Genomic DNA, 13,013 nt, shown 5'->3' with positions numbered 1-13,013 from the left:
GTGCGATTACGCCAGCGTGATCTGCACGTCGATGTTGCCGCGCGTGGCGTTGGAGTACGGGCACACCTGGTGCGCGGCCTCGACCAGCTTCTGCGCCGTTTCGCGGTCCATGCCCGGCAGGCTGACCTTCAGGCGCGCGGCGATGCCGTAGGCGTTGGGGATCGGGCCGAGGTCGACTTCGGCGTCGATGGCGACGTCGGCGGGCACCGTCAGCTTCATCTTGCCGGCCACGGCCTTGATGGCGCCGATGAAGCAGGCGGAATAGCCCGCCGCGAACAGCTGCTCGGGGTTGGTGCCGGTGCCGCCCTGCGCCGGGGGCGAGAGCTTGACGTCGAGCTTGCCGTCGTCCGTGCGCGACGCGCCGTCGCGGCCGCCGGTCGTGTGGGCGCGGGCGGTGTACAGGACTTTTTCGAGTTGGGCCATGGTCGTTCCTTGGAAAGGGTTGGGGTGGAAGAAAGGGTTGTCAGGCAGCGGCTGCCGCGAGGCGGCCGCGCAGGTCGTGGAGCTGGCGCTTGAGCTGCACCAGTTCCGTCATCGAGCATTCGGCCGCTTCGCGGATGCAGTTGGGCACCTTCGCGGCCTTCGCCTTGAGCTTGCGGCCCTCGGCGGTCAGCGTGATGTGGACGCGCCGCTCGTCCTGCACGTCGCGCACGCGGGCCACGAGGCCGGCCGCCTCCAGCCGCTTGAGCAGGGGCGTGAGCGTGCCGGAATCGAGCGACAGGCGCTCGCCGAGCTGCGACACCATCTGCCCGTCCTGCTCCCAAAGCACGAGCATCACCAGCCACTGCGGGTAGGTCAGGCCCAGCTCGTCGAGCAGCGGCTTGTAGAACTTGGTCATGGCCAGCGACGCGGAATACAGCGCAAAGCACAGCTGGTTGTCCAGCAGCAGGCTGGCGTCGGCGGTGGCTTTGTTCGTCGGCATGGGGTGAACTGTAGCATCAAATTAAATTGCGTGCAAGTTATTTCGCGGAAGAGAGATCACAGGAAGTGGTCGTGCAGGTTCGAGAGGGCCCGCGCCGCCTGCCGCTTGAGCAGCCACCGCGCCAAATTGCCGTCGAGCAGCCGCCACGCGCCTTCGCTGTGGAACTCGCAGGTGCGCTCGAAGCGGCAGCCGGCGCCGAGCGGCTGCAACCGGTAAGTGACCGCCGAGGCGCCGTAACGCGTGGTGGTCTCGATCCGCCAGAGCGAGGGCCGGTCCCATTGGGTGACACGCCACACCGCCTCGAAGTTCCGGAAGCCCGCATGGATGTGCTCGGTCATCGTCTCGCCCAGCTGCAGCGGCCGGTTGGGCACGTCGCGCACGTTGCGCGTCGCGGGGTGCCACTGCTTCCATTGCGCGGCATTCGTGACGTAGTCGTACACCTCGGTCGGCGGTGCCGCGATCACCACCGCCTGCGTGAAGCTCTGGAACCGGCCGTCGGCCATGTGCGATCTTCAGCGCCCGGTGAAACGCGCCGGGCGCCGCTCCACGAACGAGCGCACGCCTTCGGCGGCATCCTCGGTGTTCGACAGGCGCGTCTGCACCTCCACGAATTCGGCCACCGCCGCCGCGGGCCCTTGCTCCACCGTCTTGAGCACGCTCTTGCGCGTCGCCACCACCGCGAGCGGTGCCTGCGCCGCGATCGCTTCGGCGATGCGCAAGGCCTCGTCCAGCTCCTGCCCCGCGGGCACGACCTTCTGCACGAAGTTCAGGCGCAGCGCTTCGGCGCTGCCGAACTCGTCGCCCGTCAGCAGGTGCAGCATCGCGTTGCCCACGCCGGCGCGCTCGGCCATGCGCAAAGTCGCGCCGCCCGTCGCCATGATCCCGCGCTTGACCTCCAGCTGCGAGAAGCGGCAATCGTCCGCGGCCACCACCACGTCGGCCGCCAGCATCAGCTCGATGCCGAGCGTGTAGGTGATGCCTTTGACCGCCACCACCATCGGCTTGGTGCGGCGGCGGTAACCGGGCGAGCCCAGGTCCGTCGGCTCGACGCAGCCTTCGGGAATGGCCTTCTCGCCGCGCCGCATCAGCGGCGCGATCGTGGGCAGGTCGAGGCCGGCCGTGAAGTGCTTGCCGAACGCATGCAGCACGCCGACGCGCAACTCGGGGTCGTCGTCGAGCAGCGAGTAGGCCTCGCCCAGTTCGCGGAACATGCGCGGCGTGAAGCCGTTGTACTTGGCGGGCCGGTTGATGCCGACCAGCAGCAGGGCGCCGCGCCGCTCGGTGTGGATGGTGCCTTCGGGGGGTGCTTCGGGTGTGTCCATCCGCGCATTAAAGCAGCGAATCGGCCACCTGTTTGGGCCTTGCGACCATGACCTCGTCGAGGACTTCGTCCAGCATCAGGATGTCGCGGTACACGCCCAGCGGCAGCAGCGGCGGGCCGGAGCATTTCTGGCGCATCTCGGGCTCGCCCAGCATCAAGCGCAGCACGAACATGCGCGCCTCGCGATAAGGCCAGAACTGCGTGAGCTCCTCGCACAGCTGCTTGTCGTCGGCGAGCGCCGCGTCCTCGTGCGACGCGGCCGCCCAGTGCGGCGCGTTCTGGCCGAAGCGCTTGCGGAAGGCGTCGCGCGCCACGTCCCATTCGTTCTGCCGGTCCAGCACCTTGTACAGCTCGCGCAGTTCGAGGAACACCCAGGGACTCGTGTAGCGGAAGTCCACGAGGTGCTGCTGCAGCAGCAGCACGGCGGCCACGTTGTCGCCGCGCTCGCGCCGCCGGCGCAGCTTGCCGCGCACCTGGTGCAGGTCGATCAGCGTGGCTTCGCGCCGCGAGTTGGTCTCGCCGATGGCGGTGACGTAGATCGCGCGCGCAGCTTCGGCGGGGTCGGGGCTGTCGGGCAGGATGTCGTCGAGGTTGCCGGCCGTGGTGATGATGGCCGAGTGGCCGCCCGAGGGCTGGACATGCGCCCAGAAAACCGAGTCCTTCTCCATCTCCAGCAGCCGGCGGCGGCGGCGTTCGAGCAGCCAGCCGAGCCCTGCGAGCACCGCGGCGCCGCCGGCGAGCACGTTAAGCGCGTTGCCGCCGGGCGGCTCGGGGAGTGGCGGCAGGCCAGGGTCCGCGGGTGCGGCGGTGGCGCGCGAGACGAGCGCAGGTGCTGGTGCGGGCGGCGAGCTCGCGGCGGCTCGTGGCGGCAAGGCCGGCAACTGCCGCAGCTCCGTCGCCGGCCGCAACGCCAGCGGCCCGCCCTCCGGCTCGGCCGGCGTGGCTTCGGGCGGCTGGGCGGTAGCGTTCACGCGCGGGCCGGCGCTCGCGCGCTAGTAGGTGTAGACGCCCCGGCCGGTCTTGCGGCCGAGGCGGCCGGCCGCGCACATCTCCTTCAGCAGCGGGCAGGGGCGATATTTCGAATCGCCGTATTCGCGCAGGTACACCTCCATCACGGCCAGGCACACGTCCAGGCCGATCATGTCGGCCAGCGCGAGCGGGCCGATCGGGTGGTTGCAACCCAGCTTCATGCCGGCGTCGATGTCCTCCGGCGTCGCCAGCCCTTCGGCGAGCACGAAGAAGGCCTCGTTGATCATCGGCACCAGGATGCGGTTGACCACGAAGCCCGGCGCGTTCTTCACGGTGATCGGCGTCTTGCCGAGGTCCTTGGCCAGCTGCTGCACGAGTGCATGCGTTTCGTCGCTCGTTGCAAGGCCGCGGATGATCTCCACCAGCGCCATCATGGGCACCGGGTTGAAGAAGTGCATGCCGATGAAGCGGTCCGCGCGCGAGGTGGCGGCGGCCAGCTTGGTGATGGAGATCGACGAGGTGTTCGACGCGATGATGACTTCGGGCGCCACCAGCGAATCCACCTGCTTGAGGATGCGCAGCTTGAGCTCCTCGTTCTCGGTCGCGGCCTCGATCACGATCTGCGCGCCATTGAGGTCCTCGTAGTTCGTGCTGCCCTTGATGCGCGCAAGCGCGGCGTCCTTGTCGGCGGCGGTGAGCTTGTCCTTCTTCACGAGGCGTTCGAGGCTGCCGCCCACCGTCGCCACGCCCTTGTCCACCGCGGCCTGCGCCACGTCCACCATCACGGCCTGCAGGCCGGCCACGGCGCACGCCTGCGCGATGCCGTTGCCCATGGTGCCCGCACCGATGATCCCTACTGTCCTGATCGTCATCCAGCTCTTCCTTTCGATGAGCGGCAATGGTACCCGTGCGCCGCCGGGGTGACTACCTTAGACTGCGCGCCAGGAAGAGACGGAGGAGACATGGACTACGTGATCGTGGGCGGCGGCTCGGCGGGCTGCGTGCTGGCCGGGCGCCTGAGCGAAGACCCGTCGGTGAAGGTGGCCCTGCTCGAGGCCGGCCCGCCGGACAGCAGCGTGCTGATCCACTGCCCGGCCGGGCTGGCGCTGCTCGCCAAGAACGGGCAGGCCAACTGGGCGTTCGCGACCGTGCCGCAGCCGGGACTGAACGGCCGCCGCGGCTACCAGCCGCGCGGCAAGGTGCTGGGCGGCTCCAGCTCGGTCAACGCGATGATCTACATCCGCGGCCACCGCAGCGATTACGACGCCTGGGCGGCCGCGGGCAACGACGGGTGGTCGTACGACGACGTGTTGCCGTACTTCAAGCGCGCGCAGCACAACGAGCGCGGGGCCGACGAGTGGCACGCCACCGGCGGCCCGCTGAACGTGATGGACCTGCGCAGCCCCAACCGCTTCGGGCCGATCTTCGTGGAGGCGGGCAAGCAGGCCGGCTATGCCGAGAACCGCGACTTCAACGGCGCCGAGCAGGAAGGCGTGGGCGTCTACCAGGTGACGCACCGCAATGGCGAGCGCTTCAGCGCGGCGAAGGCGTACGTCACGCCGAACCTGGGCCGGCCGAACCTGCAGGTGGTGACGAACGCGCATGCCACGCGCATTCTGTTCGAGAACGGCCGCGCGGTGGGCGTCGAGTACCGGCAGGGCGGCGAGACGAAGGTGGTGCGCGCCGAGCGTGAAGTCATCGTCAGCGGCGGCGCGCTGATGTCGCCGCAACTGCTGATGCTCTCCGGCATCGGCCCCGGCGAGCACCTGCGTTCGCACGGCGTCCCCGTGGTGCACGACCAGCCAGGCGTGGGCGCGCACCTGCACGACCACGTGGACGTGGTGCAGGTGGTGGATGCGCCCCATATCAAGGACCTGTTCGGGCTCTCGCTGCCGGGCATCGTGAATGCGGTGAAGGGCATCTTGGAGTGGCGCAACTACCGCAGCGGCATGCTCACCACCAACTTCGCGGAGTCGGGCGGTTTCATCCGCAGCAGCCCGGAGCAAGCCGTGCCCGATTTGCAGCTGCACTTCGTGATCGGCAAGCTGGTGGACCATGGCCGCAAGACGGTGTTCGGCCACGGCTATTCGTGCCATGTGTGCCTGCTGCGGCCGAAGAGCCGCGGCAGCCTGAAGCTCGCGAGCGCCGACCCGTTGGCCGCGCCGCTGATCGACCCGAACTTCCTCGCCGAACGCGACGACGTGGACCGCATGGTGCGTGGCTTCAAGCTGATGCGGGGCATCCTCAACCAGCCCGCGCTGGCCGACTGGCGCGGCCGCGAGCTTGCCTCGTCGGCCGCAGCGCAGACGGACGCCGAGATCGAAGCCTTCATCCGCGACCACGCCGACACCATCTACCACCCCGTCGGCACGTGCCGCATGGGCCCATCCGCGACCGATGTGGTGGATTCCCGGCTGCGGGTGCGTGGCGTCGAGCGGCTGCGTGTCGTCGATGCCTCCGTGATGCCGTCGATCATCGGCGGCAACACCAACGCACCGACGATCATGATCGGCGAGAAGGCCGCGGACATGATCCGTGCGGACGCCGCCGTTTTGTGACTTCGTTCACGTGGGCAGCGCCGTTAAGGTTTCCTTAGGGTTCCGCTAAGCAATTCTTCAGAACGCGTTGGCGCCTGCGTGCCGACACTTCGTTCCCGCACAAGGAGAACGAAGCAATGAACATCGACAAGCAGGAACTGAAGAACGTGGCCGAAGCCGGCACCCCGCGCATGGACCTCTACGGCGGCATCCACAAGGCGCTGCGCGCCCTGATGGCCGACACGCTCGTCGCGGTGGGCCGCATGGACAGCACCGACGACCTGGAGCTGGCCCGCACCACCGAGCGCGTGCTGGAGCTGCTGGACTTCTGCACCATGCACCTGACCAAGGAGAACACCTACGTGCACGCGGCGATGGAAGCCCGCGCGCCCGGCGCCAGCGAGGCCATCGCGCACGAGCACGAGGACCATGTGCGCCACATCGATGCGCTGTCGCACGATGTCGCGGCGCTGCGCTCGGCGCCGGCCGCGCAGCGGCATGCGCTGCAGCACGAGCTGTATGCCGATCTCGGCCTGTTCGTCGCGGAAAACCTGCAGCACATGCGTGTCGAGGAGACAGCGCACAACGCCGTGCTGTGGGCGCGCTACACCGACGCCGAGCTGATGGCCATCCACGACAAGATCGTGGCGTCGATCCCGCCCGATCAGATGCTGTTCGCGGCGCGCTGGCTGGTTCCGGCGATGTGCCCGGTGGAACGCGCGGGGCTGCTGGGCGGTATGAAGGCGCATGCGCCGGCACCGGTGTTCGAGGCGGTGATGGCGACGGTGAAGCCGCATTTGACCGCTATCGAGTGGGCCAAGCTCGAAAACGCGCTGGCTTAGGCTTCCTGCAATTCCACGGGGCGCTGCAGCACGATGCGAAAGCGGCCTCGCCCCGTCTTTTCCATCCGCAGGTCCGCGCTGTGCTCCGCCAGCCGCCTTTGCAGCAGCAGCAACCGCGCCTCCAGGTTGTCCGCCACATCCGGCAGGCCCAGCGCCGGGTCCAGCCGCAACTCGCGGTTGGTGAACTCGGTGCGCCCCAGCTGCCGGTGATCCCGCAGCAGCTTCCACAGGATGGCGCCGGCGACGCCCTTGATCAGGTACTGGTCGTTGATGAAGATGCTGTCGTTGGCCGCGAAGTGCCGCACCACGAGCGGTGTCCCGCGCGGCACCTCCGGCTGCGGCTGCGCGACGGTTTCGACGTCCGGCGCGGACTGCATCAGCTCCACCGCCGCACCGAGGTGTCCCGCGATGGCGACGAAGGCGTCCTCGTCCTCGTAACTGAATTTCAGGTCCTCGGGGCTCTCGGCGAACAGCACGCCGAGCACGCGCCCGCCGGAGAGGATTGGCACCGCGAGCTGTGAATGCGGCTCGGGCAAGCCGGGATACGGGATGTCGGTCACCGGCTCCAGGTCCGGCACGTTCGCCTCCATACTGCTGCGCATCGCCTGGCTGTAAAGGTAGGCGCTCGTCATGTGCCCGATGCGCACCGGCGTGCGCTCGCGCGCCGCCACGCCGATCACGCCGTCGCCCATCGCGATCTCCGAACCGACGCCGGACGTCGCATAACCGCAGCTCGCCACCGTGTAGAGCCGCTCGGTGCGCGGGTCCAGCATCAGGATCATGGCGTGGCGTACGTCGAGGAAGTCGGAGAGGCTCGCCAGCGCCGCGTTCAAGGCCTCGTCGAGCGACGCGCTGCGCGACAACCGCTCCGCCGCGCGCCGCACGGCACCCAGCAGCCCCGAGCGCGGCGGCGGCGCGGCCAGCGGCGTGCCGTCGAGCGGCTCGACTTGTTCCACCTCGTAGATGTCCGAGCCGAGCAACCGGAACACACCCTGCATGCCCGCGTGCGAGGCAATGCCCGCCAGCTGCGCCTTCATCCCCTCGAACAGCGGCCCCGCCGTCTCGGTGCGCTGGTAGCGCACGTGCAGCCGGTAGAACTGCGCCGTGCGCGGGTCGACCAGCAGCACCGTCGCGAACGGGTTGGCCAGGATGTTCTGGCGCGTCTTGTTGAAGAACTGGAACGACAGTGCCACGTGGCGCTCGTCCACGTAGTACACCTGCGAGATGTAGGCGACGTTCGGCACGCCCGCGTTGTCGCAGGTTGCCACCATCGAGGGGATGGCGCCTTCGAGACAGGCGCGGATGTCCGCGAGCGCGACGGGTTTCATGGGGCCGCACCCGTGAGCTGGGTGCCCGCGCGCGGGCCGGGCGTCTGGTCGAAGGCCTGCTCGGGCTCGAAGCTCACGGCCACGACGTCCTCCACACGGTGAGCGAGCAGGGCGCGCGTGATGTGCGGCGGGATGTGCACCTGCGCCAGCTCGTGCTCCATCGACGCCAGATAACGCGCGAGCAGCGGCTCGTCGGCGGCCGTCGCGTTGCGTTGCCGCGCCTTCGACGCCTTCAGCTGCAGCGAGCGGTGCGACGACGGCTCGCTGAACACCACGGCCAGCTGCCCCGTCGCGGCAATGTCCTGCAGCACCTGCCGGGCCTGCGAGCGGTTGATGAAGACCGTGATCGTCCGGCCGTCCTCGTCCACCTGGCTGCCCACCGCGCGCATCACGCTGGGCCGCAGGTTCGCGTCGCGCGAGCCGACGATCACCGACACGCCGCGGCGCATGAAGGCGAGTTGCTCGGGCGGCAGCTTGACCGTCATGCCGCGAACCTCTTGCGCGTCAATGCGAGCGCGATCCAGAAAGCGACAACGGCGTAAACCAGCAGCACCAGCAGGTTGCGCACCGGATGCGCCGGCCACTGGTCCATGAACATCGGCCGCACCAGCTCCACCGCGGCGGCCAGCGGCAACCAGTCGGCCACCGCGCGCACGGCCGCCGGCAGCTGCTCGCGCGGGAAGAACACACCGGAGAGGAACATCATCGGCGTGAGGAACAACGTGAAGTAGTAGGTGAAGAAATCGTAGCCCTTCGCCAGCGCGTTGAAGATCAGGGCGATGCATGAGAACGTGATGCCTACAGCCAGCAGCACCGGCCAGGCAACCAGCAGCTTCGGGCTGGCGCTGATGCCCAGCGCCAGCATGACGAGCAGGATGGCCGTCACCGAGAACAGCGCCTTGAAGCCGGCCCACAGCATCTCGGCCGTCACCACGTCGTCCAGCGACACCGGCGCGTTCATGATGCCGTCCCACGTCTTCTGCACGTGCATGCGGGAGAAGGCGGAGTAGAGCGCCTCGAACGACGCCGCGTTCATCGCGCTCATGCAGATCGAGCCGCTCGCGAGGAAGAGGATGTAGGGCACGGCCTGCCCGTTCACCTGCACCTGCCCGACCAGCATGCCCATGCCGTAGCCGAAGGCCACCAGCCAGATCAGCGGCTCGGCGATGTTGCCCACGAGGCTGGGCACCGCGAGCTTGCGCCACACGAGGAGGTTGCGCTGGAACACGGGCCACCAGCGCATCGACAAGGTCGGCGCGCGCCAGTGACCGGTGTCATTGCGGGCTTGACCCGCAATCCATGCCTCGTTCTTCATCCGTCCTCCCGGATCTGCCGGCCTGTGAGCTTGAGGAACAGGTCCTCCAGGTTCGCCGGCCGGTGCAGCGTGCGCATCTTCGGATGCTCCGCACCCAGCGTGTCGAGCAGCGGCTTCGCGTCGTGCGTGTAGAAGAAGACCGTCTCGCCGCTCACCTCGGTGCGCGCGGCGTACTGCCGCACCGCCGATTGCGCCAAGTCCAGCGCGCCGTTGCCGTACGCCTCCACCACGTCGGGCTCCAGGTGCTGCGCGATCAGCTCGCGCGGCTTGCCCTCGGCGATCTTGCGGCCATGGTCGAGCACGAGCAGGCGCGAGCACAGGCGCTCAGCCTCGTCCATGAAGTGCGTGGTCAACAGGATCGACTTGCCCTGCTGCAGCAGCAGTTGCAGCCGCTCCCACATGAGGTGCCTCGCCTGCGGATCGAGGCCGGTCGTGGGTTCGTCGAGCATGAGCAGCTGCGGGTCGTTCACGAGCGCGCGGGCGAGCGACAGGCGCCGCCGCATGCCGCCGGACAGCTCGCCCGGCTTGGCGTCGGCCTTGTGCGAGAGCGCCGCGAACTCGAGCAGCTGCGGGATGCGCGCACGGATGGCCGAATCGCGCATGCCGAAATAGCGGCCATAGACGAGCAGGTTCTCGGCGCAGGTGAAGTCCGGGTCGAGCGAGTCGAACTGGCTCACCACGCCCAGCCGCGACTTGATGGCCAGCGCGTCGCGCGGCATGTGCAGCCCCAGCGCGTGGATGTCGCCACTGTCGGGCACCGTGAGGCCCAGGCACATGCGGATGGTGGTCGTCTTGCCCGCGCCGTTGGGGCCGATCACGCCGAGGCACTCGCCGGGTGCGATGTCGAACGAAAGGTCCTTGACGACGGTGGCTTCGCCGTAGCGCTTGGTGAGGTGGCGGGCGTCGAACAATGCCGTGGTCATGCGGCCGCTATTATTTCGCGATGTTCCCGCCCCTCGCCATCCACACGCAGTACCTGCTGCCAAAAAAACTCCTCACGGTCACGATGGGCAAGCTCGCGGGGCTGCACGCGGGCGCGCTCACGCACTCGGTCATCCGCAAGTTCGTCGCGCACTACAAGGTGAACATGGACGAGGCCGCGGACCCGCGCATCGAGAGCTATCCCAGCTTCAACGAGTTCTTCACCCGGCCGCTGAAGGAGGGCGCCCGCCCGATCTCCGGCGCGGCCTTCGTGTGCCCGGTGGATGCGGCCATCAGCCAGTTCGGCCCCATCGAGCACGACCAGATCTTCCAGGCCAAGGGCCACAGCTATTCCAGCCGTGCGCTCGTGGGCGGCGACCAGCAGCTGGCGCACCGCTTCGACCACGGCCACTTCGCCACGCTCTACCTCGCGCCGCGCGACTACCACCGCATCCACATGCCTTGCGACGGCCGGCTCACGCGCATGATCTACGTGCCGGGCGACCTGTTCTCGGTGAACCCGCTCACGGCGCGCCACGTGCCGGGCCTGTTCGCGCGCAACGAGCGCGTGGTGTGCGTGTTCGAGTGCGCCCACGGCCCGATGGTGCTGGTGCTGGTGGGCGCCACCATCGTGGGCAGCATGGCCACCGTGTGGCACGGTGTCGTCAACCCGCCACGCACCCGCGACGTGCGGGAATGGCGCTATGAGGACCAGGAGATCGTGCTCGCCAAGGGCGCCGAGATGGGGCGCTTCCTGCTGGGCAGCACCGTGGTGATGCTTTTCCCGAAAAACGTGCTCACCTTTGTCCCCGATTGGGCACCCACCCGCCCCGTGCGATTGGGGGAGCCGATGGCCACCGTGCTGGGCTGACCCCTTCCCTTCTACAGGGGTTCTCGCGTATAAAAAGAGCTTCCCCAAGGGTCAGGAGCGCGCGAATGAACTACCGGTGCCCGCACTGCAAGGACAAGCTCAAGGTCGCCAAGCTGTTCTTCAAGGACATTTCCGCCTGCCCGCACTGCGGCCAGCGGGTCGTCCTGGGGGATTTCGTGGCCTTCCTCATGGCCTCGCTCGCCCTCTTCGTGGTGGGCATGACGGTGCTCTGGCGCCTGTCCCACTACACCAACGACCCCATCGTGTCCGCCGGCTATGCTATAGGCGCGGGGATCCTGACGGCCATCGTCGTGCTGGTGCTGCTGGGGCGCGCCAAGCCGTACCGGCCTATCCGGTTCCGGCAGACGACCAGCCGGGCGCCGCTGACCGACTCCGAAGGCAAGGCCGCCTGACCGGCCACCTTACTGGAACGCCACCTCGTCGAAGCTGCGCAGCTTGCGGCTGTGCAGCCGCTGGAACCCTTGTGACCGGAGGATCTCGATCGCCCGCATGCCGATGCGCAGGTGCTGGTCCACTCGCTCGCGGTAGAACTGGTTGGCCATGCCCGGCAGCTTGATCTCGCCGTGCAGCGGCTTGTCGCTCACGCACAGCAGCGTGCCGTAGGGCACGCGGAAGCGGAAGCCGTTGGCGGCGATGGTGGCGCTTTCCATGTCGAGCGCCACCGCGCGGCTCTGGCTGAATCGAAGCTGCGGCGTGTTGCCCGGCAGCAGCTCCCAGTTGCGGTTGTCGGTGGAGGCCACGGTGCCCGTGCGCATCACGCGCTTCAGGTCCGCGCCCGAATAGCCGGTGACGTCGGCAACGGCGCGTTCGAGCGCCACCTGGATTTCGGCCAGCGCCGGAATCGGCACCCACAGCGGCAGTTCCTCGTCCAGCACGTGGTCCTCGCGCACGTAGCCGTGGGCCAGCACGTAGTCGCCCAGCTGCTGCGAATTGCGCAACCCGGCGCAGTGCCCGAGCATCATCCACGCATGCGGGCGCAGCACGGCGATGTGGTCGGTGATCGTCTTCGCGTTCGCAGGCCCCACGCCGATGTTGACCATCGTGATGCCGCCGTGGCCCGGGCGCACGAGGTGATAGGCGGGCATCTGCGGCAGGCGCGGCGGCGGGGCGCCCAATGAATCCGTCGGTTCCGCCGCGATGCCGGTGCGCCGCGTCACCACGTTGCCCGGTTCCACGAAAGCGACGTACTCGCTGTCCGCCTTCGCCATCTCCTCGTGGCCCAGGCGCACGAATTCGTCGATGTAGAACTGGTAGTTGGTGAACAGCACGAAGTTCTGCGTCCAGTCCGGCGCGCTGCCGGTGTAGTGGCGCAGGCGGTGCAGCGAATAGTCCACGCGCGAGGCGGTGAAGAGCGACAGCGGCTGCGCGTCGCCCGGCCGGCGCAGCCAGGTGCCGTTGGCGATGCCGTCGTCCATGCCGTGCAGGTCCGGCAGGTCGAACAGGTCGCGCATCATCCAGCGCCGCTCCGGCGTGAGGTTGCCCTCGATGTGCTCGTTCTCGGCGAAGGAAAAGTGGATCGGGATCGGCTCGTGGCTGGTGCCCACTTCCAGCTCCACGCCGTGGTTGGCGTGCAGCAGGCGGAACTGCTCGCGGTAGTAGTTGGCGTACAGGTCGGGTCGGGTCAGCGTGGTCTCGTAGCGGCCCGTGCCGGACACGAAGCCGTACGAGAGCCCGCTGTTTTCGAGCACGGCCTGCGGCACCGCCGTTTCGGTGTGGATGCGCACGAAGGGGTAGCAGGCGCGCACGCGGTCGGTGAAGGTTTCGCCGGCCACGAAGCGCTGCATCGCGTCGCGCAAGTGCCGGATCTGCTGGTCGTAAATCGCCGCCACTTGGGCCAAGGCGGCGTCGGGATCGGTGTGGCGAGTCGGGGCAATGAAAGGCGGCATGTGCGGCATGCGCTCATTGTGCAACGCGAGATGAAACGGGCTGGCTGTAGCCGCTTTTCCCGCTCGGCCGTGCGAAACCG

15 protein-coding genes are annotated in these 13,013 nt (G+C 68.4%); 4 read left to right on the top strand and 11 right to left on the bottom strand.

The features are described 5' to 3' along the window. Positions 1 to 6: 6 nt before the first annotated feature. Genes H8R02_RS02235 through H8R02_RS02210 form a run of 6 tightly spaced genes read right to left on the bottom strand, consistent with a single transcriptional unit; the run spans position 7 to position 4,084 of the window. Positions 7 to 423, bottom strand: a complete 417-nt coding sequence (locus tag H8R02_RS02235; protein WP_187079709.1) for an organic hydroperoxide resistance protein — start codon at positions 421 to 423, stop codon at positions 7 to 9. Positions 424 to 463: 40 nt separating this feature from the next. Then, positions 464 to 922, bottom strand: coding sequence for a MarR family winged helix-turn-helix transcriptional regulator (locus tag H8R02_RS02230; protein ID WP_187079708.1), 459 nt, complete (start codon positions 920 to 922; stop codon positions 464 to 466). Between the two features lie 56 nt (positions 923 to 978). After that, positions 979 to 1,425 (bottom strand): SRPBCC family protein, encoded by a 447-nt coding sequence (locus H8R02_RS02225; protein ID WP_187079707.1) that lies wholly within the window; start codon positions 1,423 to 1,425, stop codon positions 979 to 981. A 9-nt stretch (positions 1,426 to 1,434) separates the two neighbouring features. Then, positions 1,435 to 2,244, bottom strand: a complete 810-nt coding sequence (locus tag H8R02_RS02220) for a crotonase/enoyl-CoA hydratase family protein (RefSeq protein ID WP_187079706.1) — start codon at positions 2,242 to 2,244, stop codon at positions 1,435 to 1,437. Positions 2,245 to 2,251: 7 nt separating this feature from the next. Beyond that, positions 2,252 to 3,214, bottom strand: a complete 963-nt coding sequence (locus tag H8R02_RS02215; RefSeq protein ID WP_187079705.1) for a hypothetical protein — start codon at positions 3,212 to 3,214, stop codon at positions 2,252 to 2,254. A gap of 21 nt (positions 3,215 to 3,235) precedes the next feature. Then, on the bottom strand, positions 3,236 to 4,084 hold the full coding sequence (locus H8R02_RS02210; RefSeq protein WP_187079704.1) for a 3-hydroxybutyryl-CoA dehydrogenase: 849 nt from the start codon (positions 4,082 to 4,084) through the stop codon (positions 3,236 to 3,238). Between the two features lie 90 nt (positions 4,085 to 4,174). Here H8R02_RS02210 and H8R02_RS02205 point away from each other — a divergent pair, with 90 nt between their 5' ends. Together H8R02_RS02205 and H8R02_RS02200 are read left to right on the top strand one after the other, a co-directional pair. Next, complete coding sequence (locus H8R02_RS02205; protein WP_187079703.1) at positions 4,175 to 5,770, top strand: GMC family oxidoreductase; 1,596 nt, start codon at positions 4,175 to 4,177, stop codon at positions 5,768 to 5,770. 116 nt (positions 5,771 to 5,886) lie between these two features. After that, positions 5,887 to 6,591 carry a hemerythrin domain-containing protein gene (locus H8R02_RS02200; protein WP_187079702.1) on the top strand — a complete coding sequence of 235 codons (705 nt, stop codon included), beginning with the start codon at positions 5,887 to 5,889 and terminating at the stop codon, positions 6,589 to 6,591. Here H8R02_RS02200 and H8R02_RS02195 read toward each other — a convergent pair. Genes H8R02_RS02195 through H8R02_RS02180 form a run of 4 tightly spaced genes read right to left on the bottom strand, consistent with a single transcriptional unit; the run spans position 6,588 to position 10,157 of the window. Further along, the gene (locus tag H8R02_RS02195; RefSeq protein ID WP_187079701.1) at positions 6,588 to 7,919 is read right to left on the bottom strand and encodes a GAF domain-containing protein; all 1,332 of its coding nucleotides are present in this window, start codon (positions 7,917 to 7,919) and stop codon (positions 6,588 to 6,590) included. The two genes, H8R02_RS02200 and H8R02_RS02195, sit on opposite strands and share 4 nt — an antisense overlap. Further along, complete coding sequence (locus H8R02_RS02190) at positions 7,916 to 8,404, bottom strand: hypothetical protein (protein ID WP_187079700.1); 489 nt, start codon at positions 8,402 to 8,404, stop codon at positions 7,916 to 7,918. The genes H8R02_RS02195 and H8R02_RS02190 overlap by 4 nt, the downstream gene beginning before the upstream one ends. Beyond that, on the bottom strand, positions 8,401 to 9,234 hold the full coding sequence (locus H8R02_RS02185) for an ABC transporter permease (RefSeq protein ID WP_187079699.1): 834 nt from the start codon (positions 9,232 to 9,234) through the stop codon (positions 8,401 to 8,403). Before H8R02_RS02185 ends, H8R02_RS02190 begins: the two co-directional genes overlap by 4 nt. Continuing rightward, positions 9,231 to 10,157 carry an ATP-binding cassette domain-containing protein gene (locus H8R02_RS02180; protein WP_187079698.1) on the bottom strand — a complete coding sequence of 309 codons (927 nt, stop codon included), beginning with the start codon at positions 10,155 to 10,157 and terminating at the stop codon, positions 9,231 to 9,233. The genes H8R02_RS02185 and H8R02_RS02180 overlap by 4 nt, the downstream gene beginning before the upstream one ends. A 20-nt stretch (positions 10,158 to 10,177) precedes the next feature. Here H8R02_RS02180 and asd point away from each other — a divergent pair, with 20 nt between their 5' ends. Together asd and H8R02_RS02170 are read left to right on the top strand one after the other, a co-directional pair. After that, positions 10,178 to 11,026, top strand: coding sequence for an archaetidylserine decarboxylase (gene asd, locus H8R02_RS02175; RefSeq protein ID WP_187079697.1), 849 nt, complete (start codon positions 10,178 to 10,180; stop codon positions 11,024 to 11,026). Between the two features lie 65 nt (positions 11,027 to 11,091). Next, a complete protein-coding gene (locus H8R02_RS02170) occupies positions 11,092 to 11,439 on the top strand; it encodes a hypothetical protein (protein ID WP_187079696.1) in 348 nt (115 codons plus the stop codon). A 9-nt stretch (positions 11,440 to 11,448) separates the two neighbouring features. Here H8R02_RS02170 and H8R02_RS02165 read toward each other — a convergent pair whose 3' ends face one another. Beyond that, entirely contained in the window at positions 11,449 to 12,942 is a 1,494-nt protein-coding gene (locus H8R02_RS02165) for an AMP nucleosidase (RefSeq protein ID WP_187079695.1), read from the bottom strand. Positions 12,943 to 13,013 lie beyond the last annotated feature (71 nt).

The organism is Ramlibacter albus (assembly GCF_014297445.1).
GTDB classification, from domain to species: Bacteria; Pseudomonadota; Gammaproteobacteria; order Burkholderiales; family Burkholderiaceae_C; genus Ramlibacter; species Ramlibacter albus.
Note: the sequence above shows the minus strand (reverse complement) of the source record. Positions and strands in the feature narration are given on the sequence as shown.

Bases quoted from the DNA above. Each gene is read 5' to 3' on its own strand.
- H8R02_RS02235 (WP_187079709.1), bottom strand. From the start codon at position 423: ATGGCCCAACTCGAAAAAGTCCTGTACACCGCCCGCGCCCACACGACC.
- H8R02_RS02230 (WP_187079708.1), bottom strand. From the start codon at position 922: ATGCCGACGAACAAAGCCACCGCCGACGCCAGCCTGCTGCTGGACAAC.
- H8R02_RS02225 (WP_187079707.1), bottom strand. From the start codon at position 1,425: ATGGCCGACGGCCGGTTCCAGAGCTTCACGCAGGCGGTGGTGATCGCG.
- H8R02_RS02220 (WP_187079706.1), bottom strand. From the start codon at position 2,244: ATGGACACACCCGAAGCACCCCCCGAAGGCACCATCCACACCGAGCGG.
- H8R02_RS02210 (WP_187079704.1), bottom strand. From the start codon at position 4,084: ATGACGATCAGGACAGTAGGGATCATCGGTGCGGGCACCATGGGCAAC.
- H8R02_RS02205 (WP_187079703.1), top strand. From the start codon at position 4,175: ATGGACTACGTGATCGTGGGCGGCGGCTCGGCGGGCTGCGTGCTGGCC.
- H8R02_RS02200 (WP_187079702.1), top strand. From the start codon at position 5,887: ATGAACATCGACAAGCAGGAACTGAAGAACGTGGCCGAAGCCGGCACC.
- H8R02_RS02195 (WP_187079701.1), bottom strand. From the start codon at position 7,919: ATGAAACCCGTCGCGCTCGCGGACATCCGCGCCTGTCTCGAAGGCGCC.
- H8R02_RS02190 (WP_187079700.1), bottom strand. From the start codon at position 8,404: ATGACGGTCAAGCTGCCGCCCGAGCAACTCGCCTTCATGCGCCGCGGC.
- H8R02_RS02185 (WP_187079699.1), bottom strand. From the start codon at position 9,234: ATGAAGAACGAGGCATGGATTGCGGGTCAAGCCCGCAATGACACCGGT.
- H8R02_RS02180 (WP_187079698.1), bottom strand. From the start codon at position 10,157: ATGACCACGGCATTGTTCGACGCCCGCCACCTCACCAAGCGCTACGGC.
- asd (WP_187079697.1), top strand. From the start codon at position 10,178: ATGTTCCCGCCCCTCGCCATCCACACGCAGTACCTGCTGCCAAAAAAA.
- H8R02_RS02170 (WP_187079696.1), top strand. From the start codon at position 11,092: ATGAACTACCGGTGCCCGCACTGCAAGGACAAGCTCAAGGTCGCCAAG.
- H8R02_RS02165 (WP_187079695.1), bottom strand. From the start codon at position 12,942: ATGCCGCACATGCCGCCTTTCATTGCCCCGACTCGCCACACCGATCCC.